Genomic DNA, 18,602 nt, shown 5'->3' with positions numbered 1-18,602 from the left:
CTGCTGACGGACAAGCAGATACGGCGCGGCGTCCACAAGAACGTCCAGGCCCTGGAGAAGGACATCCGCGACTGGATCGCCCACTGGAACGAGAACCCCAGGCCATTCACCTGGACCAAATCCGCCGACGAGATCTTCGAACGCCTCGCCGGCTACCTGAACCGCCTGCCAGAGCCCAAGCCATAGTTATGAAGTGTTTCCGAGACTCAGGACACTAGCGGTCAGGCCCCCACCCTCCGGATAACGCATACCACCGGCATACCGCAGGGATCATGAACCGTCACCACCCGACGACAACCCGAAATCCTCAGTAACAGTCGCCATACACTCCCGGGATCACGCGGGTTCAGTGGCTGGACCATGCCAGTCCAGGCACACCACCATCGCGTCATCGGCCGGTGTGGGGGTCCCTCTCCACTCCGTAAGGGCTCTCAGGACGGCGGCGGGGACCAGGGCGGCGGGCAGCAGTCTGGTGTCGGCCAGCGCTCTGGCCAGGGCGCGTTCTCCGTACTTCTCGCCCGCCGGTGAGGCGGCGTCGTAGATGCCGTCGCTGACGAACAGCAGCCGGTCCCCGCGGACAACGTCCATGTGCTGTACGGCATAGGGCGTCTCCTCGACCATGCCCAGCGGCAGCTGGGCATCGAAGGGCACGAGCGAGACCTCGCCGTCGCGCAGCAGCCAGGTCTGAGGGGACCCGGCGTCCACCACCTCCACACGCCCGGTGGAGATCTCGAAGCGAAGCAGCAGCGTGGAGACGTGCATCCGCCCCCGGTAGTGGGCGTAGAGGGCCTGGTCCGCCAACGATGCCTGCCCCGCCAGCGCGGTGCCACCCCGCCGCGCGTTACGCAGAGCGTTGACCGCCAGATTGGTCAAAAGGGCGGCATCGATCCCCTCGCCCATGCCGTTGGTCACCGTCAGCGTCAGGTAGTCGGCCTCGGCACACCAGTCGAAATTGTCACCGTGGATGGCATAGGCAGGCTCAAGCTGAGCACCCAGCCCATACTCGGGCCGAGAACACGAGCGTGCCGGCAGCAGCTGCCACTGCAACTCGGCCGCCAGGGTGAGCCGGCGGGTTCGGCGCGCCTGCAAGTACAGGTCGGTGTCCCGCTCGGACACCACCAGCTCCCGTCCCAGGATGCCCGCGATCACCTCCAGCTCCTCCAGATCGCACGCGCCTGCGGGCAGCGCCACACAGAGCACGCCCAGCCGGTCCCCGCGCACGGTCACCGGCACCAATGCCTCCACCCGCCCCGCCGCACCCTCGCGGATGATCGCCTCCTGGGAGCCGAACACCCGCCCCGCCACTCCGCTGAACGCGGAGATCGGCTCCCCGGTGTAGGGCGGAATCGTCACCGGCTGCAACACCGTCATGCCGTAGTCCGCCAGCAACAAGTCCGCCGAATCCGCTCCGCAGTGATCCGCCAGCAGAACGCGCACCGTGTCCAGCAGCTTGTGCGGGGCCGCGGCCTGCAAAGCCAGTTCCACGGCAAGAAGAGTCTTCACCTTCGAAGGACCGCCTTATTGAGATCGCCAGCCGACCGGTGCCTGCTGGAAGAAAAGGAGCGCGTCGCGCACCGACGGCACTGCGCAGCCGCCCATGGACCGGACCTGAGAGGCCCACGGGATGGGCCGGGGCAGACAATGCGGCTTTGGGATGGCACAGTGGGGAGGTGACGCGCCAGCCCACCCCTCTCGCAGAAGCCGCCCGCCGCGCTCTTGAGCTGATAGAGGAACGGTGGGCGAACTCCGCAGAAGTGAGCATTGCACCCCTGTCACCCTCACAGCTGCGCGTGATGTACCTCCTGGAAGACCGGGACGGTGTAAATCTACGGAGTCTCGCACAGGCACTGTCCATCAGCCCTGCGGCGACCAGTCAGCTGTGCGACCGCATCGAGGCAGCCGGCCTCCTCGAAAGAGTCCCCAATCCCCACAACGGCCGCGAGGTCCAGGTGCTCCTCACCGGCCCCGGCCGCACCTACCTGCACAATCTGCGAAACCAGCGACGTGACACTCTCGCTCCGGTCATCACAGCCCTGACCGCCCATGACCGCGCCGCGCTGCTTGAGGGGCTGGCCGGTCTCGCGGCTGCCACTGGCGCCGCCGACGATCCGCCCGCAGGGCGTGACGCGCGCACGGCCTGACGCGCTCTCGCCGGACATCCCTTACTCCTGGCTCAAGGGGCAACAGCCACCTGCCTACGCGAGGACAAGAGCATCCCGCCTCGCCTTCCGGATGCCATTCTGGCCTCGGCGTGATTATTGTCAAATCTTAACGATCTGCGGCGGCGGGCCACCGTTCACGGTCCACCCGCCCTCCGTCGATCTCACTCCCAGGCACGTGACTGGTTGAAAGCCGTCAGCCCCTCCAAGAAGGCTTCACGGCCGGGCAAGCCGAGTAGCTCCAGGACCTGCTGTAGTCCATCCAGACGCTGTCCCTCCACGGCGCGCAGCAGTTCTCGTCCCTGGGGAGACAGTCTGATCAGGGTTTCCCGCCGGTTACTGCAGTTCTCCTCTTTCAGCAGCAAACCAGCCGTCTGAAGCCGGCCGCAGAGTCGGCTGACCGACGAGGGCAGGGCGCCGGTCACTTCAGCGATCTTCGTGGTCGTCAGAACACCAGCACGGTTGACCACCTGCAGGACACGGAGCTGAGCCGGCGGTATGGCAGGCGCCATGTGACGTTCAACGTTCTCCCACAGCCGTACCAGCCCTTCCGAAACCTGAGCCGTATCAGCATCCGGCGCCTCCAGCTTGTTCCCGATTCCGCTCACCTTCCCACCGCCGCGCACAGCACGTTCTCCCTGCCCTACCTTCAGTGTTCCCGGCCCCGCTCCCAGCTCAGCGCCTGTACAGGATGATGCCGCGCGAGGCCCCAAACAGCGTAGACCTGCCTTCTCCCTCGTAGATCGCTTGGTCAGCGCCAGCGGGGTAGGCGGACCACGGTGACGAAGAACTCGTCGATCTGCCGGACGGCGGCGATGAACTGGTCCAGGTCGACGGGTTTGGTGACGTAGGCGTTGGCGTGGAGTTTGTAGCTGCGCAGGATGTCCTCCTCGGCGGAGGAGGTGGTCAGGACCACGACGGGGATGTGGGCGAGATCCTCGTCGGACTTGATCTTCTCCAGAATCTGGCGGCCGTCGTACTTGGGCAGGTTCAGATCGAGGAGGATCAGGTCGGGCCGAGGCGCGCCGGTGTGCCGGCCGCGCCGGTAGAGGAAGTCGAGTGCTTCCTCGCCGTCCCGGACGACGTGCAGGGTGTTGCCGATCTTGTTGTCCTCGAACGCCTCGGGGGTCATCAGCTCGTCGCCAGGGTCGTCCTCGACGAGCAGGACCTCGATGGGCTGGGCGGGGGCGGTCATGCGGGGTTTCCTTCCAGGACTTTTCCAGTACCTGTCGGCGTGTCGTTTTCGGCCGCGGGGGCGGGGGGCGCGGGCAGGGTGAAGCAGAGGCGGGTGCCGCTGCTGCGGGCGGTGTCGATCCAGATCCGGCCGCCGTGGTAATCGACGATCTTCTTGCATAGGGCCAGTCCGATGCCGGTGCCGGTATAGGCGTCGCGTGCGTGAAGACGTTGGAAGATGACGAAGACTTTCTCGGCGAACTCCCCTGGTATGCCGATGCCGTTGTCGGCGACGCACAGCTGCCACACACCCGGCCCGCTGTCCGGGTCGGGTCCGCAGGTGACCGTGATGACGGGTGGCCGGTCGGGGAGGCGGAACTTCACGGCGTTGCCGATGAGGTTCTGCCACAGCATGGTCAGCAGGGTCGGATCCCCGGTGATCTCGGGAAGCTGTTCCGGGCGTTCGATGCGGGCACCGGACTCCTCCACGGCGGCCGTCAGGTTGACCAGTGCCTTGTCCAGGGTCTGGTCCAGGGCCAGGGGGACATGGGCATCGTTGAGACGTCCGACGCGGGAGAAGGTGAGCAGGTCGTTGATGAGGACCTGCATGCGTTTGGCACCGTCGACGGCGAAGCCGACGTACTGCTTGCCGCGGTCGTCGAGGTGCTGGCCGTAGCGCTTGTCCAGCAGTTGGCAGAAGGAGGCGATCTTGCGCAGCGGCTCCTGCAGGTCGTGGGAGGCGACGTAGGCGAACTGCTCCAGCTCCGCGTTGGAGCGGTGCAGCTCCACCGCCTGGGCGTTCAGGCCGGCTGTCTGCGCCGCCAGGCGCTCCTGCTGGGTGCGGGAGGCGTCCAGCTCGGTCACGATGCGGCGGCGCATGCCCTCCACGTCCTCGGCCACTGCCCGGATGTCGGCCGGGCCTTCGGTGGCGATGCGGTGGCCGAAGTCCCCGTCGGCGACCCGGCGGGAGGAGGCACGCAGGGTACTCAGCGGGCGGGTGACCAGAACGCGCACCAGGACAGCGAGCACGGTGGCGGTGAGCAGGAAGACGGCCGCCATGCCGGCCAGGACCCAGTTGCGTACTGCCCGCACGTGCGCGAGGTTGGCGTGCCCGTCTTCACGGGCCTGCTCCAGGTGGGTGTTCTGCACCGCGAACAGGTCGCGGAGGTGGTCGAAGGCCGTTTGGCCCCGCTCCGCCGCGGCCTTGTCGACGGCCCTGGGTGTGCCGGGGGTGACACCGTTGATCAAGGGTTCGGTGTTGGTGCGCCGCCAGGTTGCCGCCGCGTCCTCGATGGCCCTCAGGTCGTCGGCCAGCTGCTTGCGGTCGCCGATCAGGGACCGCAGCCGGGAGGCGGAGGCTTCCTCATCCTTCTTGCCCTGGGTGTAGGGGGTCAGGAACTGCCCGTCGGCGGCGATCGCGTAGCCGCGTGCCCCGCTCTCCTGGCTCACCAAAGCGGCCTGTAGCCGGTACGCCTCGGCCCGGGCCGGCTGTATCCGGTCCAGCAGCTCGTCCGATACCCGCGTGGTCTGGCTCAGCAGAGACGCCCCCGCGGCCGTGCCGATGATGACCAGGGCGCCCATGAGGACGAGGACCGTGTGGAATGTGCTCTGCACCGTCATCCGGCTTCGGGCCGCTGAGGGTGTGGTCAGTGGTGTGGCGGTCATGTGTCCTCAGCTGTTTCGTTGTTCCATCGAACGTGGATGACGGCTACGTCGTCGACCAGGCCGCCGTGGTCCTCGGCCAGCTTCGCGGCCCGGGTGAGCAAAAAGTCCACGAACTCCTCCGGGACGGCCAGGCCCGTGGCCGAACGAGCCAGTTCCAGCAGGCCCTCCTCGCCCAGCCGCTCCGTCGGGCCGGTACGGCCCTCGAACAGCCCGTCGGTGAACAGGGTGATCCCCCCACCCGCGGGGAGCGGCAGTTCGTGCACCGGCCAGGTGGCGTGTCCGGGAACGATCCCCAGCGCCGGCCCGCCGGGCGCTTCCACCCACTCCACGCTCCCCGGCGGCGTGGTCAGCATCATCCCCGGATGCCCGGCCCGCATCACCCGCATCCGACGCCGGTCCGCCATCAGTTCCAGACTGGTCAGCGTCGCGAAGATGGAATGGCCGGCGCGTTCGGCGACCAGGATCTCCTCCAGCATCCGCAACTGACCGGGGCCGGTGGCTCCACTGACCACCAGGGTCCGCCAGGCAATCCGCAGACCCACCCCCAGGGCAGCCTCGTCCGGGCCGTGCCCCGAGACGTCACCGATCAGCACGTGCACCGCGCCGTCCACGGTCTGCACCACGTCGTAGAAGTCGCCACCCAGCAGGGCCTGGGCCCGGCCCGGCTGATAGCGGGCCACCACCTCCACCTCGCCCGCACCCCGCAACAGGGGCCTGGGCAGCAGCCCCCGCTCAAGTCGGGCGTTCTCCTGCGCCCGAAGCTGGCCGGCCTGCAACGCGACAGCCGCCTGCTCGGCCTGCTTGCGCTGGATCGCGTACCGCACCGCTCGGGCGAACAGGTCCGGCTCGACCCGGCCCTTGACCAGATAGTCCTGAGCGCCCGCAGCCACCGCCGCCAGCCCGGTCTGCTCCTCGGCCAGCCCGGTCAGTACCACCACAGCGACCGAATCCGCCAGACCCTGCACCCGCGCCAGCCCCTCAAGTCCCCGCGCGTCCGGCAGATGCAGATCCAGCAGCACACAGTCCGGCACCAGCCCTGACGCCAGCTCCTTCGCCGCCTCGCAGATCGAGCGCACCCACGTCAGACGCATCCCCGGCGCCCCGTCGGCCACCAGCTCCTCCACCAGGAGGGCATCGCCCGGGTCGTCCTCGACCAGCAGCACCGACGGCTGCTGCCAGTCCCACGCAGCACCGTCCGCCACCGACCCGCCAACCGCCTGCGCCGGCAGATCACCAACAGGCGCCCGACGGTGCTGTACGTCCACTGCGGGCAGAGCCCCCTTGTTCGGCGGGGTACCGGCATGCCCATGCCGTACTGGAGACATCGGCTCCTGCCCTCCCCTTCTTCTTCCCCGCCACGCATCCGGCCGAACTGTTTAGCCATGACAACAGTCAGGAGGATACCGGTCCCGCCACCGGCCGTCTGCGGGGCCCGGGACAAGGAGGCCGGCGGCATCCTCTGGGGAGTTGGCTGTCCGGCATGGCAGCGGATAAGTTCTGCGGCACGAACTGATGCGGGTCCGCCGCTATCTCCACGCAGATCGCGCATCGATGAGAAGGGCGTGCCGCCTGGGATGACGCGCGAACGGCTCGCCGGGGAACCCTTCCAACAGCAACAGGACGACGGCACATGGCACGAGGGGAAGGCGCCCGCCTGATGAGCAGCTCGCCCACACCTGCGCTCGAGCCGGGCGGCGGCGACCGCGCACCGCTGCCACGCTCCGATACAGAGCCTCCTGCACACCGCTTGCGGACACGCCAGGCGACCACAGGGCCTTTGCCGCCCGCGACGTACGCGCGCGATCTGCCGGGCTGGCGCCACATCGTCACCGCTCTGCGGCGGACCCCCGCTTCGGTGTGGAACGACAACGTGACCGACTTCGCTGCCGCACTCACCTATTACGCGGTGCTCGCGCTCTTCCCGACGCTCCTCGTCACGGTCTCACTGCTGGGAATCGTTGGCGCCTCGACCACCGACAACCTGATCAGTAAAGTGATCGCTGTCGTGCCGACCGAGTCCCGCCCCGTCATGCAGAGCGCGTTGCAGGGCATGGCGGAGCAGCACACAGCTGCTTGGACGCTGGCTGTCTTCGGCACGATAGGCGCCCTGTGGTCCGCCTCCAGCTATCTGGGGGTCTTCCGCCGAGCCCTGCACCTCATGCACGGCATCGAGGACCTGCGCCCGGCGTGGAGGACGGCACCACGGCTGGTGGTAACCACTTCGGTACTGCTGATGCTTCTGGTTTCCAGTGCCCTGGTGCTCATCCTGACGGGCGAAGCGGCCCCCACCGTCGGCCGGCTCGTGGGCATGGGCAGCACGGCCGGCATTGCCTGGAACGCGCTGAAATGGCCGCTCCTGCTGTGCCTGGTCGCCGTCTTGGTGCTGGTTCTGTTCAGCTCGGGCCCGGCCGGGACACGCGGGGTGCGGCAGCGGCTTCTGGGAGACGCTCTTGCCGTGGCCCTGTGGCTCGCCGCCTCCGCCGGCTTCGCCCTCTACGTCTCGCACGTCGGCACCTACAACCGGCTGTACGGATCGCTCGCCGGGATCATCGTCTTCCTGGTGTGGCTGTGGCTGTCCAACCTGGCCCTCCTCACCGGCGCCCAGTTCAACGCCGAACTGGCCAAACTCCGCTTGGCGACCGACAGGTCATAAGCTGCCCAGCCCCTCGTCCCGGTCGGCCAGCCACCCGATTCCCCCCGCCCATGGGTACCCCCACAGGCAAAGCGACGCGCAGTGCGCCAGGCAGCGTGGCCTGTGCCCCTGACAACCGCTGCCCGTCGCCTCACGCCGCATGGCACAGGAGGCCCGCTCAGCGCTCGTGAAGTTGGATAAGGCTCAGGGCATGACAGACTCAACCGGTCCGTCGGCGGCCAGTGCCCGCCCGGTCGCTGAGGAGCCTGACGACGCGCTGCTGCGCCGCATGCTCGTCCAACTTCCCCCGGGCACGCCGATATCCTCGGACCGGATCGGACCCCGCGTAGCGCGCCTGCCGCGTCACGTCTCGCGGGTATCGGAACGTCCAAGCAAACCAATGTGGCTAGGAGCCTGTTAATGGTGCGGATGGTGCTGCGTAATAAGACCGCGGCGGAACCAGGGGACCGGGTTCCCGGAGAGCCTCCCCTGTCTGTGCTCGGCCGGGTACTGGCCATGCTGTTGGCCTTCGCGGCGATGGTGGGATTCGCGGTGGTGCTGGCCCGGCTGACGCTGGAACCGTCGGCGGCATCCGTGCCCTTGACGCACAGTAACCTGCGCCCTGGTGACTCCATTCGTGCCTATCTCGTTCAGCCCGCCTCCTTTGACACGGTCAAGCAGCTCGGAGGCAATATCGTGATGGGTGTGCCGTTCGGTGTGCTGCTGCCGGTGCTGGTGCCCCGAGCCCGAGGGCTGGTCCGGGTAGGAGTGGTCACCGCTCTCGTGATGCTCCTCGTGGAACTCGTCCAAGGCGCCCTTATCATCGGGCGTACCTTCGACATCGATGACGTTCTGCTCAACACCACAGGGGCTCTTCTGGGTTACCTGCTGATCGGCCTCCGGCTGGGCCGTGCAGTACATCCCAGGCGCCGCCACTGGTGGCACCGATTCACCAAACGCCCGGAGACTGCTACGGATCCGGCATAACTGATCCCTTTCCAGCCGCCCCTCCGGCCGGTGAGATATCGCGCGGTGTTGACAAGGTCGGCGAGCATGACGGGGCTCGCCTGCGGGGCGAACCGGTCCCAGGTGCTGGTCCACCGGTCTGGGCACCGGGTTCGCGGGATGGTCCTGACACCCGACGTCGACACCGCCGCTCGCGGTGAAACCAGTCCCCGGGGGGCAAGCCCAGCAGGGGACGGAGCTGTCAGATGTCAGGACCCGGGAGCGCCCCGGGAGCTGGGGGGAATGGGCCCCCGGGGCGGTGTGCATTCCCAGCCCACCCAACGACAGGACACCCCCGCCGGTTCCGGGTCACCCGCGCCCCTCCGGCCGGGGCCGCGCCTTGGGTCGCGCTCCCAGTCCCGTCGGAGGGCCCCCGGGCGGAGCCTTGAGAATGGGCTCTGACCTGGAGGACAAGGGATCGGCAGGAGCCCGGCTCCGGCCCCGACTACTCACGTAGAAGGAGTCCTTCGCGACCCTGCCACCGAACCGGTTCGCTCCCCACACCAGTTCCGCACCCGGCCGCCCGTGCGAACCTCACCATCCACGCATCCGCGGCCCTGCGAACCCGGGCCAGCCGCGTAGCCGCCCTCGTGCGCACGCACGAAAGACTCCTCACCACAACGCGGCCCGAGCCGGCCCCGCCGGGTCCACCGACCGGGGCTCCCTCGCCGCGCACGACACGTGCGCACCCTGGAGGCCCCGCCGCTGAGGCCGGGACGGCGATGATGCCGGTGAGGAACCGGCGAGGATCGGGCCGGTGAGCACCGACCGCCGCCGCCCGCGGGCACCGGCCACCACCCCGCCGCGCCCTCACAAACGGGTCGGCACCGGTCAGACAACGGGTCTCAGCGCAGCCGACGGCGGTGGCGGCCGGAGCGCTGCACGTGCATGCCCAGGTACACCAGGGCAGCGACGAACACCACGATGCCGATGACCAGCAGGTAGAACAGCCCTTCGACAACGGCGCCGATGATGCCCAGGCCCATCGCCACGATGACGAGGATCAGGAAAAGCGTCATAACGCAGGCATCTCCTTGTGAGGCCGGTCAGCGGCGGGCAAGCTGCCGCTCACCGTTCGCGCCGGGCTTGTAGGACAGACCGTAGTGCTCGAACACCGCCGCCTCGTCCTCGGCAGGCAGGACATCGTCCGTGCCGATCGCGGGGCACTTCTTCACCAGCGACCTGTCGTAGTCGACCTTGACGTACCCCGGCCCTACGATCGCGCCGGCCAGCGGGACGAACACTAGACGTCGGCGGGTCGGAAGCCCGACCTGGACGGTGGCCATAGCCGGCTCGTCAGTGCTGGTGTCCACATAGATCGCTTCCAATGTACCGATCTTGTGGCCGCCTGAGTCCATGACGTCGTGGGTTCGCCACTCACGGATATCAGCGATCTGAATCATCCCCGGAATCCCTTCCCGCAGCCGTGTGCCCGAGCCGGTGCACTTCCTCAGCCTGCCCCGTAAAACCCGCCCTCACCAGCCTGGACACTTCTGGCCGCGCCATCCCGGCCGGTCACGACGAGCCCACCGCGGCCGCGTTGTGCTGGAACTGCACGATGCGGCCGTCCAGGCGCCAGAAGTCGTTGCCCGGCAGAGCGATGTCGCAGGCGTGCCGGCGGATGGCCGGCCCGCACACGCGTTGTGCGCCGGTGTGGCTGCTGCTCAGCCCATCGCGGAGTGCATCGCCCGACTCCAGTCTCGATGCAGATCAGGGTTGCGCAGCAACCGCTGAGCAGCCCTGATTCGGTACACCTCAGATCCCCGTCGGGGTCACGTGACGAGTCCGGCGTCCGCTGTTGCGGTGGGTGCGGGCAGCCGCACGCCCCGATCGCGGTCCCCTCGGTCTCGGCGGGGCGGGGAGGTCAGGCCGGGTTGACGTTCTCCGCCTGGGGGCCCTTCTGCCCCTGGGTGACATTCGAACGTCACGACTTGGCCCTCCTGGAGCTCACGGAAGCCCGAGGAGCAGGAAACGAGTCCGCGTCGCGCCGGCACACGCAAGCGCGCAGGCCACCGAGAAGCGGCAGGCCCCAGCTCAAGCCGCGGCTGTAGGGTGCACTGATTCGGCGGCGCGGCGGTATTCGGCGTTGATGCGCTGCGCTTCTTCGAGCTGGTCCTCGAGGATGACGATCCGGCAGGCCGCCTCGATGGGGGTGCCCTGGTCGACGAGCTCCCGCGCGCGGGCCGCGATGCGCAGCTGGTAGCGGGAGTAGCGGCGGTGCCCGCCCGCCGAGCGCAGCGGGGTGATCAGGCACGCCTCGCCGATGGCGCGCAGGAAGCCCTGGGTGGTGCCGAGCATCTCGACGGCCCGGCCCATCGTGTAGGCGGGATAGTCGTCGTCATCGAGACGCCCGAACGAGTCGTCTGCTGTCATCGCACCTCTCTGTGGAACACATGGAGGGGCCCTGGCGCCTATGGCACCAGGGCCCCGAAGGAACTACTACACCATCTGCCGACCCTGGTACTGCGCCGACCTTCTGTTTCCGCCGACCCGACCGAAATGCTGTCGGGGGTGCGGGGATCGCGGATGCGTGACCGGAGACCACCTCACTAAAGATGTCCTGCGGTACCCGGACTCAACACGCTGCCCGGGCGATCCTGATGGCGCCTGGTCCCTCCGTTCTTCCCTCGGCGATCAACTGCTTACCAAGCGGGTAATGCGTACTACTGGTAATGCGCACTACTCAGTGGCCTTGCTCAGCGCCACTCTTCGGCAGCCAGCCCCGTCGCCCATCCTGCATCTGCTCTGGCTTAGAACCCCACTGCCGAACCTCCCGGTGCACGCGCCCGCAGCCGACGCCTTCACCGAGGTACTGCTCCACTCACTTCACTACTGGGTACCGCTAACTGCACTTACGGGTAATGCCACTGCGTCAACCGCGGAACTGCTTGCGGCGGCCCCTGATCACTGCGGGCCACCCGGTCCGGCCGTCAGCCCCGTCACCGTCCTACGACAGCCCTGGCTTCGTAACTCCACCACCGCACCGTTCTACGTACTGCAACTGCGGGTACTGCTTGTACTGCGAGTGCTACTGCCCGGCAGTTCGTCTCTGCCAGGCCCTGCGGTCTCTCTGGGCTACGAGAGAAACCATAACCACCCCATCGCCCAATGTTTACTCCAGCCGAGATAGCTTTCCGGGTGTCCGGTAGCGAGATATTCAGCTTCGGCCAGCACCGCCGTGACCTGGGGCGCCACCGAGACGCGGCACGGCGCGGTCGGGATGGCCACCAGCAGCGATGCCGTTCGAGCGTCCGAGCAGCGTCGCCGGCCGCCGGACCCCGGGAGTTGGAAGCCGGGACGGACTATCACGCCCCCCACGGCGCAGGCTCCCCGTCCCACCGGGCAGGATCTACGCCGACATCACCGTCCGACCCGACAGTGGAGAGAGAGTTCCGTGACTTGCGAACCAGTCCCCAGATGTCAGCTGAGCTCTCGAGGCGGGCGGGCCACTACGCCGCTGCCGTCGCCGAGCACCTCCTGAAAGCGGGTCTGCCGGTGACCGCCATTCACAGTTGCGGTCCCTGGCGCGACACAAACGGCCAGGACCTCGACGTCGAGGCCGGCATCTCCTTCACGCAGGCATTCCAGGACCAGTACGGCGGAGGCGACTGCGGGCTCCACTGGGCCGGAACCTCCGGCTGGTGTCTCTACACCGCCGACGGACCGGACAGGTACCTGTCCGGTACCCGGTGGCCCGGAGCCGGTCCGCTTCCCGCGTCCCGGATCGTCACGGCCTTCATCGACGCTTTCCGTCTCGACCCCGACACGGCCGGAAGCAGAGAACAGCCGCACTACCCCCAGGACATTCCCCTGCTGCTGGACATCCTGGCCCCTACTTCCCCGGCCATCCCTGCCTGTTCGAGGACCCCCAGCTCCGCTTCGCCGACCTGCACAGACGTGCCTACGACAACCGCGTGCGGCAGGCCCTGGCCCCCAGCACCTCCGAACCCCTCACCCACCTGACCCTCCGCCAAGACGAACTTACCGCCCTCCTGCACCTCCTCGAATGCGCCGAAAGCAGCAACCCCAGCCCCCTCAACCGGCTGCTGGCGACCGATCTCGCGCCCGCGCAGGCCAACCCCCCGAAGCTGTGGAAACACACAAGAGTGCCCTCCGGAAAGCGAACCACCATCGGCACGGCACGTGACGGGACCACACTGCGGAGGCGGAGCGGGGGAGGCGGAAAGCGCCGCGAGTCGGTAACCCTCCGCCCCGCTCACCGGATCCCCCTGATCAGCCGGACCGCGTGGAAGCGGTTGACGGGCCGCAGGCAGGGCACAAGGACGGGGCAGACACAACGGCATTGACCATCCATAGACCAGGGTGCCCCCGATGGACATGATGAGCGTCGACGCCACCACCGCCCACTGCGCGACATCCGTCGCCGGCGCACGCGAGAGCGCCCGGGCCTTCCTCAGGACTCCCCGGCAGCCGCCCATCGCGGCAGAGGCCGCCGACACCGTGATCCTGGTCGTCTCCGAACTCGTCACCAACGCCCTGCGCCACGGCGGCGGTACCTACACACTGCGCCTGACCGCGCACCCCGGCACCATCGAAGTAGCCGTCGAAGACCCCAGCCCCCAGCTGCCCCACATGCGCACCCCCGACCTCGTCGACGGCACCGGAGGGTTCGGCTGGCACATGGTCAACGACCTCTCTATCGCCACCATCGTCACGCCCACGCCCGAAGGCGGCAAAACCGTCCGCGCCCTCCTCCCCCATTAACACCCAGACACTACGTCTGGGACGGGTTCGCTCGAACATCCACGACCAGCGCAACACGTGATCCACCGTCGGCGCGCTGGGCCGGAATGTCATGAATTAGGTGGGTTCCTTCCTCGAAGGAGTCATCTGATGGGTACGACGGCGGGTAACACGACGGGATCGCCAGCGGTGTGTCGCTTGCCAGGGCGGATGGGACTGCTGAGGGTTCTGGTGTGAAGGCGATGTCGGTGTCCGAGAATGGGTCTGTCGGTCGAGCTGCTGGAGGAACTCGCGGCGCTCGCCGCGGAGAAGACTGCTGCCGGCGGGCTTCGGCTGATGGCAAGGCCGTTTCAAAGCCCTGGTGATCACGTGAGTCGGCAGGCCAGAGCCGCCCGGCCGGGCCCGTCACGCACGCACGCACGCAACGAAGCTCCGGTTGAACGGGGTGACCTCGCCTGCTCTGGACCGTGTGGCGGGGCTCTCGCTGGTGGAACGGCTGTGGATGCTGCCCGATCCGCGTCGGCGGCGCGGGGTGCGTCACCCATTCGTGGCGGTGCTGCTGGTTGCCGCCTCGGCGGTGGTCGCCGGCGCTCGGTCGTACGCGGCGATCGGTCAGTGGTCCGCCAGTGCTCCGCAGCACGCTCTGGCCCGGTTGGACGCCCGCGTGGTGGGCGCGCTGGGGGTGCGTGTCGCGCCGAGTGCAGCCACGATCCGAAGGATCATCGGTCTGGTCTGCGCCGACGGCCTTGCCGACCTGACTGGCGCCGATCCCGGCGGCGCTCAGTCGCTGGCCGTGGACGGCAAGGCCGCCCGCAGCTCCCGGCACGGTCAGACACCCGCAGCTCACCTCCTGGCCGCGATGACTGGCGACGGCCGGACCGTCACCCAGCTGCGGGTTCCTCACAAGACCAACGAAAACACGTGCTTCCCCGCACTGTTGGAGCCATACGACCTGACCGGGGTCACCGTCACGGCCGACGCCCTGCACACGCAGCGCGGCCAGTACGTTTCCTGGTGGAGGAGAAGAAGGCGCACTACCTGCTGGTGGTCAAGGCCAACCAGCCCGGGCTGCACCGCAGGCTCCGGTCACTGCCGTGGAAGGAGGTCACCGCACGGCACTACGACCGCGAGGTGGGCCACGGCCGCAAGGAGACCCGTGGGACCAGGACCCTCACCGTCACTGGCCTCGGCTTGGACTTCCCTCACGCCGTCCAGGCCGTGCGCGTCCTGCGTCATCGCACTGATCTCAAGAGCGGCAGGTACAGCCGCCAGAACATCTACGCGATCACGGACCTGACCTCGCGACAAGCTGCGCCCCAGCGGCTCGGTCAGCTCGTCGGGTCACAGTGGACCATCGAGAACCGGCTCTACTTCATCCGCGACACCACCTTCGGCGAGGACGCCTCGAAGATCCGAACCGGCCACGGGCCCGAGAACATGGCCACCTTGCGCAATCTGGCGATCAATACGCTCCGGCAGCACGCACACCGCAACATCGGCGCCGGCCTCCGCCACGTCTCCTACGACCCCTTCAACCGGCCGCTGGACCTGCTGAACATCCCCTGACCAGGCCGTCTACATGATCACCGCGACTTTGAAACGCCCCTGGCGTGGGACTCCCCTGGGACTTTCCTGGGACTTTCGGCCGCATCAAGCCGCACGACAGCGAAAGAAGGGAAACATCATCTTCCCTGCTCAGAGGCCCCCTGTTGTCGATCTGTGCAGGTGGCAGAGCTGCCGAGTCTTTTCCGCGACATCTAGGAAACTGGCGAAATCGGTAAAATTCGCACCTGCGGTGATGCCCCCTCAAACACCGTGGAGAGGAGGCAGCTGGAGCCTGCGACGGCCGCCCGCGCGGCCGTCTTCGAGGGAATCGGCAAGCCGGAGCCGTTGAGGCATGACCTGGCCGGGCTGTGGTCGCACCGGATCGACGAGAAGAACCGTCTGGTCTACGGGCCCACGACGGATGCCCTGATCGTCCACCAGTGCCGCTATCACTACACGGCCTGACTGCATGGTGCAGCCGCATCGGACATGAGCACGACACGAAGCCCTCGCCGGCCGGTGGGGGCTTCTGCGTTTTCGGGCGGCCAGCCGGCGGTCACTTGTGCAGCACGTCCCGGATGAGCAGGGCAGAGAACGTGGCTTCTGGAACGCGGCCGGCGCGAACTTCTTGAGGATGCCACGGAGCACATCCTCGGTCACGGCGCACTGGCCCATGACCAGACCGCGAAGCTCGTTTTAACGAGCCGCGGCCTTGTCTTCCGCGCGCAGGACAGGAAGCCCGCCGTCGACATCGTCTTCCAGTAACTCGCAGAAGATGGTCCCCGAGCCGATGATGCGCTCGCCGTAGCGCGGAGTCCCATGTGTCATCCCGCGAGCGTAGGACCGCCGACGTTCGGGCCACCAGCGAAATTCGGGCCGCCGCCAGCTTGCTGGATGTCACCTGAACTCGCCGGTCCACTGCGGCTGTTTGACGTTCTGGACCCCTCTGGATTGATCGACGGTCAAGGTCTAACCTTCGCGAGCGCCGCATCGCGAAAGATCCTTCCGCCGACGAAGACCGCCTGCGCGCCCCACCCGAACGAGGACCCCGATGAGCCACATTCCCGGATCCCAGCAGCCGCAGCAGCCGTACGGGCAGCCCCGGGCGAAGCGGACCAGCCGCCATTACTGATCCCGCCCCGCCCCACACCGCTTCCCCAGAGGTCCCCAACATGTCCACGCCGCCCAGCCCGGACCACATACCGCCGCAGCCTGCGTACGGGTACCCGCAGTCCGGATTGTCTACCGCCCCGACGTGGCCGACACCCCCGCAGCCTCCCAAAAGGTGGCCCACCTCGGCCAAGGTCATCACGGGATGCGCCGCCGCGGCCCTGGTCATCGGGGGGACCGCTCTGGTGACCGTCGCCGTGACCGGCAGGTCGACGAATACCGCAGCCCCCACCTCGGCCACCGTGCCCATGCCCAACCTCGTCGGAAAGATATTCACCGACATACCGGCCGACCTCTCCACTCGCCAGTACGTCAACCAGCGCAGCGCATTCGGCGGAACCACCCCCATGTCCGGCAACGTCATTTGCTTCCAGCAGCCCAACGCAGGCGCCCCCCTCAGCGCCGCGCAGAACATCTACGTCTTCGTGATCGAAGCCAAGGAAACCTGTCCTGCCCACCTCGGCGACCTGCGCCCCCAGCCCACTCCGACACCGACGCCCTCCCCCATCCACACCTACACCGCCTACGACGAAGCGATGGCACGCGTGGGATGGCTGGGGATGGACACGGCGGCACGCAAGACCGTGTGTGACGGCTACGCCATGTTCGGCCGGGCAAAGCTCCTGGAGATCATCGAGAAGGCGTACAAGTCCAGCAACATCACCGCCGATCCCGGAGCCATGTACGACGTCGTCCTGGCCAAGGAGTGCGGTAACGCGTCGGGGGTCTGACCGGCGTAGAAAGGCCTCTGCCCATCGCGGCGGGGGCCTTCGTCATGTCCGGCTAACCGGGAGTCAGACGCCCCACATCTCCGTAACCACCAGCTTCGAGAACGCACGCAGCTCGTCGCCGAAGGCATGCCGCATCCGGTGGAAGCCCTCCCGCTTGGCCAGCACCTCCGGGGGCTCCTCCCAGTTGATCCCTTCGTCCGCCTCCACCTGATCGTCGGGGAACTCGGTCCGGGAACGTGCCACGACATCGCCGGCCACCGCCTCGACGCGCCTCAGCCTGGTCACATCGGCAGCCTCTGTGCAGGGCACACGGCCATGACGACCCGCACCTTCGGCCACGTCACCGTCACCCTGCCCGAGCTGGACGAGCCCGGCATCCACCTCGCCCGGACCGACACCCTCAACAGCCCCCGCGGCACCGCCCAGGACTGCGCGTACGGGGACGCGGATCTCCGCTCGCCCGGCCTCACGGACACCCAGCTCATCACCGGACGCATCACCGACCTGCACTCCAAGCGCACCGAATTCGAGTGCCTCAACCCCCACGGCGTGGAGATCGCGCGTTTCTCCTGGACGCAGTCCGCCGGCCACGGACCTGAGCTGGAGATCCTGCACACCGGGCCGGGCAAGCGTGCGCTGGACTGGGCCTCGGCAAGGCGACAACCTCGCCCGGGTCGCCCGTACGGGGGCATCGGCGGCCGGCAAGGGAATTGGCTGGGGAAATTCAGCAGGCAGCCCATTCCCCGATCAGGGCTCGGATCGCGGGCTATGACCGCTACGCTCGACCTTGCTCTCCTCCCTATCAGGCGGGAACACCAAGCCCTCATGGGGTCGAACCGGCCTGCCGGACCAGGGGGCTATTTCGTGTCCGGCGCCTGGACAGGCGTTCCACACTGACGCTGCATCACCTACCCTCCTCCTCGACTCGGCGTGATCTTGGGAGGGGACCCGCATGTACGACCCGATATTCGACGACGAACCCGGCGTCACCGGCCTGGGCCGGGTCATCGAGCACTACCAGCTGCTCTACCTCCCCTGCGCGGCCAGGAAGAGGACAACGCCGAACACCGACGCGTCAGGGCCCGCGTCGAGCACACCTTTGCCCGCATGAAGAACTGGAAGATCCTTCGCCACTGCCGCCAGAAAGGAGACGGCCCCCACCACGCCGTCCAGGCGGTCGCCACCATGCACAACCTCGCCCTGGCCGGGTGAAACAGCAGGTCAAACACCACTCAGGCCTGCCCGAGCCGGACCTTCTGCCACACCTTTTAAGGACACAGCAGAGTTTTGAGCGCATGGCCGAGACCCAGTCATCCTTCACGAAAGGTGACGGGGTCTGTCTCGGCCTTCCTATCCCCGTCGCCCGCAATTCCTGCGAGCAATCACCCACGCCGACGCGCTGAGCTGTACGCGGGCCACGTCCCGGCTCGTCTCCTGCCGTCGAGAGCTGATACATCGGCACAACTCTGCCAAAAGGGCTCCGCGTTGTGGCCGTACGGGATACCTTCCGATGCCCCCGCTCCGGCTGAATCGCGCTGGTGCGGGGGCATCGTCGTCTCAGATCTGTACTCACCCGTATGCGTAGTCGACGTTTGTGCAATCGGTGCGCTCATGCCTGGATGACCAGAAGGGCAGCTTGTGACCTACCCGCCCCCGTACCCCTACCCATCCGCGCCCGCACCGGGTCGGCGGCGCTGGTGGCAGCACCCGGGGCTGATCATCCCGCTCCTGGTGATCGTGCCGCCCGCCGGAATCTTGCTCGTCTGGCTGAGCCGCTGGAAGATCGCCCCGAAGATTGAGGTGCCCCGAGCTTCCCGG

19 protein-coding genes and 5 pseudogenes are annotated in these 18,602 nt (G+C 67.7%); 12 read left to right on the top strand and 12 right to left on the bottom strand.

The genetic code is table 11. The annotated features are described in order from the left end of the window. Window positions 1-186, top strand: a pseudogene (locus J7E97_RS04995) (IS630 family transposase); the annotation flags it as partial. Window positions 187-336: 150 nt separating this feature from the next. Here J7E97_RS04995 and J7E97_RS04990 read toward each other — a convergent pair. Further along, window positions 337-1,503, bottom strand: a complete 1,167-nt coding sequence (locus J7E97_RS04990; RefSeq protein WP_215022726.1) for a PP2C family protein-serine/threonine phosphatase — start codon at window positions 1,501-1,503, stop codon at window positions 337-339. 251 nt (window positions 1,504-1,754) lie between these two features. Between J7E97_RS04990 and J7E97_RS04985 the strand changes: the two genes are divergently transcribed. Further along, window positions 1,755-2,141 (top strand): MarR family winged helix-turn-helix transcriptional regulator, encoded by a 387-nt coding sequence (locus tag J7E97_RS04985; protein WP_308346389.1) that lies wholly within the window; start codon window positions 1,755-1,757, stop codon window positions 2,139-2,141. 182 nt (window positions 2,142-2,323) lie between these two features. Here J7E97_RS04985 and J7E97_RS04980 read toward each other — a convergent pair whose 3' ends face one another. The 4 genes from J7E97_RS04980 to J7E97_RS04965 all read right to left on the bottom strand — a co-directional run bounded on the left by J7E97_RS04980 (window position 2,324) and on the right by J7E97_RS04965 (window position 6,262). Further along, entirely contained in the window at window positions 2,324-2,767 is a 444-nt protein-coding gene (locus tag J7E97_RS04980; RefSeq protein ID WP_215022723.1) for a MarR family winged helix-turn-helix transcriptional regulator, read from the bottom strand. Window positions 2,768-2,910: 143 nt separating this feature from the next. After that, a complete protein-coding gene (locus J7E97_RS04975) occupies window positions 2,911-3,354 on the bottom strand; it encodes a response regulator (protein ID WP_215022721.1) in 444 nt (147 codons plus the stop codon). Continuing rightward, entirely contained in the window at window positions 3,351-4,997 is a 1,647-nt protein-coding gene (locus tag J7E97_RS04970; RefSeq protein WP_215022719.1) for a CHASE3 domain-containing protein, read from the bottom strand. The genes J7E97_RS04975 and J7E97_RS04970 overlap by 4 nt, the downstream gene beginning before the upstream one ends. Beyond that, window positions 4,994-6,262 carry a PP2C family protein-serine/threonine phosphatase gene (locus J7E97_RS04965; RefSeq protein ID WP_374224113.1) on the bottom strand — a complete coding sequence of 423 codons (1,269 nt, stop codon included), beginning with the start codon at window positions 6,260-6,262 and terminating at the stop codon, window positions 4,994-4,996. The genes J7E97_RS04970 and J7E97_RS04965 overlap by 4 nt, the downstream gene beginning before the upstream one ends. 512 nt (window positions 6,263-6,774) lie before the next feature. Here J7E97_RS04965 and J7E97_RS04960 point away from each other — a divergent pair. Together J7E97_RS04960 and J7E97_RS04955 are read left to right on the top strand one after the other, a co-directional pair. Then, window positions 6,775-7,650, top strand: coding sequence for a YihY/virulence factor BrkB family protein (locus J7E97_RS04960; protein ID WP_251053848.1), 876 nt, complete (start codon window positions 6,775-6,777; stop codon window positions 7,648-7,650). Between the two features lie 399 nt (window positions 7,651-8,049). Then, window positions 8,050-8,616 carry a VanZ family protein gene (locus J7E97_RS04955; protein ID WP_374224112.1) on the top strand — a complete coding sequence of 189 codons (567 nt, stop codon included), beginning with the start codon at window positions 8,050-8,052 and terminating at the stop codon, window positions 8,614-8,616. An 863-nt stretch (window positions 8,617-9,479) separates the two neighbouring features. Here the strand turns inward: J7E97_RS04955 and J7E97_RS04950 are convergent. The 5 genes and pseudogenes from J7E97_RS04950 to J7E97_RS04935 all read right to left on the bottom strand — a co-directional run bounded on the left by J7E97_RS04950 (window position 9,480) and on the right by J7E97_RS04935 (window position 11,007). After that, window positions 9,480-9,653, bottom strand: coding sequence for a hypothetical protein (locus tag J7E97_RS04950; protein ID WP_215022714.1), 174 nt, complete (start codon window positions 9,651-9,653; stop codon window positions 9,480-9,482). Window positions 9,654-9,680: 27 nt separating this feature from the next. Continuing rightward, window positions 9,681-10,037, bottom strand: a complete 357-nt coding sequence (locus J7E97_RS04945; protein ID WP_215022712.1) for a PRC-barrel domain-containing protein — start codon at window positions 10,035-10,037, stop codon at window positions 9,681-9,683. Window positions 10,038-10,149: 112 nt separating this feature from the next. Continuing rightward, window positions 10,150-10,272: a hypothetical protein gene (locus J7E97_RS36560; RefSeq protein ID WP_285427849.1), complete on the bottom strand. Its 123-nt coding sequence runs from the start codon at window positions 10,270-10,272 to the stop codon at window positions 10,150-10,152. Window positions 10,273-10,498: 226 nt separating this feature from the next. Beyond that, a pseudogene (locus tag J7E97_RS04940) lies at window positions 10,499-10,598 on the bottom strand (cold-shock protein); the annotation flags it as partial. A 70-nt stretch (window positions 10,599-10,668) separates the two neighbouring features. Continuing rightward, window positions 10,669-11,007: a MerR family transcriptional regulator gene (locus J7E97_RS04935; RefSeq protein WP_215022710.1), complete on the bottom strand. Its 339-nt coding sequence runs from the start codon at window positions 11,005-11,007 to the stop codon at window positions 10,669-10,671. A 1,959-nt stretch (window positions 11,008-12,966) separates the two neighbouring features. On the opposite strand from J7E97_RS04935, the gene J7E97_RS04930 reads away from it, so the two are divergent. The 4 genes and pseudogenes from J7E97_RS04930 to J7E97_RS35545 form a co-directional block, all read left to right on the top strand. Beyond that, on the top strand, window positions 12,967-13,359 hold the full coding sequence (locus J7E97_RS04930; protein ID WP_215022708.1) for an ATP-binding protein: 393 nt from the start codon (window positions 12,967-12,969) through the stop codon (window positions 13,357-13,359). A 481-nt stretch (window positions 13,360-13,840) separates the two neighbouring features. Beyond that, a pseudogene (locus J7E97_RS35550) lies at window positions 13,841-14,023 on the top strand (transposase family protein); the annotation flags it as partial. Window positions 14,024-14,352: 329 nt separating this feature from the next. Further along, window positions 14,353-14,904 (top strand): ISAs1 family transposase, encoded by a 552-nt coding sequence (locus tag J7E97_RS04925; protein WP_308346385.1) that lies wholly within the window; start codon window positions 14,353-14,355, stop codon window positions 14,902-14,904. Window positions 14,905-15,201: 297 nt separating this feature from the next. Next, window positions 15,202-15,348, top strand: a pseudogene (locus J7E97_RS35545) (Txe/YoeB family addiction module toxin); the annotation flags it as partial. Between the two features lie 231 nt (window positions 15,349-15,579). Here J7E97_RS35545 and J7E97_RS36555 read toward each other — a convergent pair. Beyond that, window positions 15,580-15,711 (bottom strand): hypothetical protein, encoded by a 132-nt coding sequence (locus J7E97_RS36555; RefSeq protein WP_285427847.1) that lies wholly within the window; start codon window positions 15,709-15,711, stop codon window positions 15,580-15,582. A 527-nt stretch (window positions 15,712-16,238) separates the two neighbouring features. Between J7E97_RS36555 and J7E97_RS04915 the strand changes: the two genes are divergently transcribed. Further along, window positions 16,239-16,784, top strand: coding sequence for a hypothetical protein (locus tag J7E97_RS04915; RefSeq protein ID WP_215022707.1), 546 nt, complete (start codon window positions 16,239-16,241; stop codon window positions 16,782-16,784). A 63-nt stretch (window positions 16,785-16,847) separates the two neighbouring features. Here the strand turns inward: J7E97_RS04915 and J7E97_RS04910 are convergent, their stop codons facing one another. Beyond that, window positions 16,848-17,069: a hypothetical protein gene (locus tag J7E97_RS04910; protein WP_215022705.1), complete on the bottom strand. Its 222-nt coding sequence runs from the start codon at window positions 17,067-17,069 to the stop codon at window positions 16,848-16,850. Between the two features lie 30 nt (window positions 17,070-17,099). Between J7E97_RS04910 and J7E97_RS04905 the strand changes: the two genes are divergently transcribed. The 3 genes and pseudogenes from J7E97_RS04905 to J7E97_RS04890 all read left to right on the top strand — a co-directional run. Beyond that, window positions 17,100-17,681: a hypothetical protein gene (locus J7E97_RS04905; protein WP_215022703.1), complete on the top strand. Its 582-nt coding sequence runs from the start codon at window positions 17,100-17,102 to the stop codon at window positions 17,679-17,681. A gap of 90 nt (window positions 17,682-17,771) precedes the next feature. Then, window positions 17,772-17,996, top strand: a pseudogene (locus tag J7E97_RS04895) (transposase); the annotation flags it as partial. A 426-nt stretch (window positions 17,997-18,422) separates the two neighbouring features. After that, window positions 18,423-18,602 (top strand): hypothetical protein (locus tag J7E97_RS04890; protein WP_215022701.1); only part of this gene is annotated, 180 nt, incomplete at its 3' end.

The sequence above is a fragment of the Streptomyces sp. ISL-66 genome, from assembly GCF_018614135.1.
Classification (GTDB): Bacteria; Actinomycetota; Actinomycetes; order Streptomycetales; family Streptomycetaceae; genus Streptomyces.
Note: the sequence above shows the minus strand (reverse complement) of the source record. Positions and strands in the feature narration are given on the sequence as shown.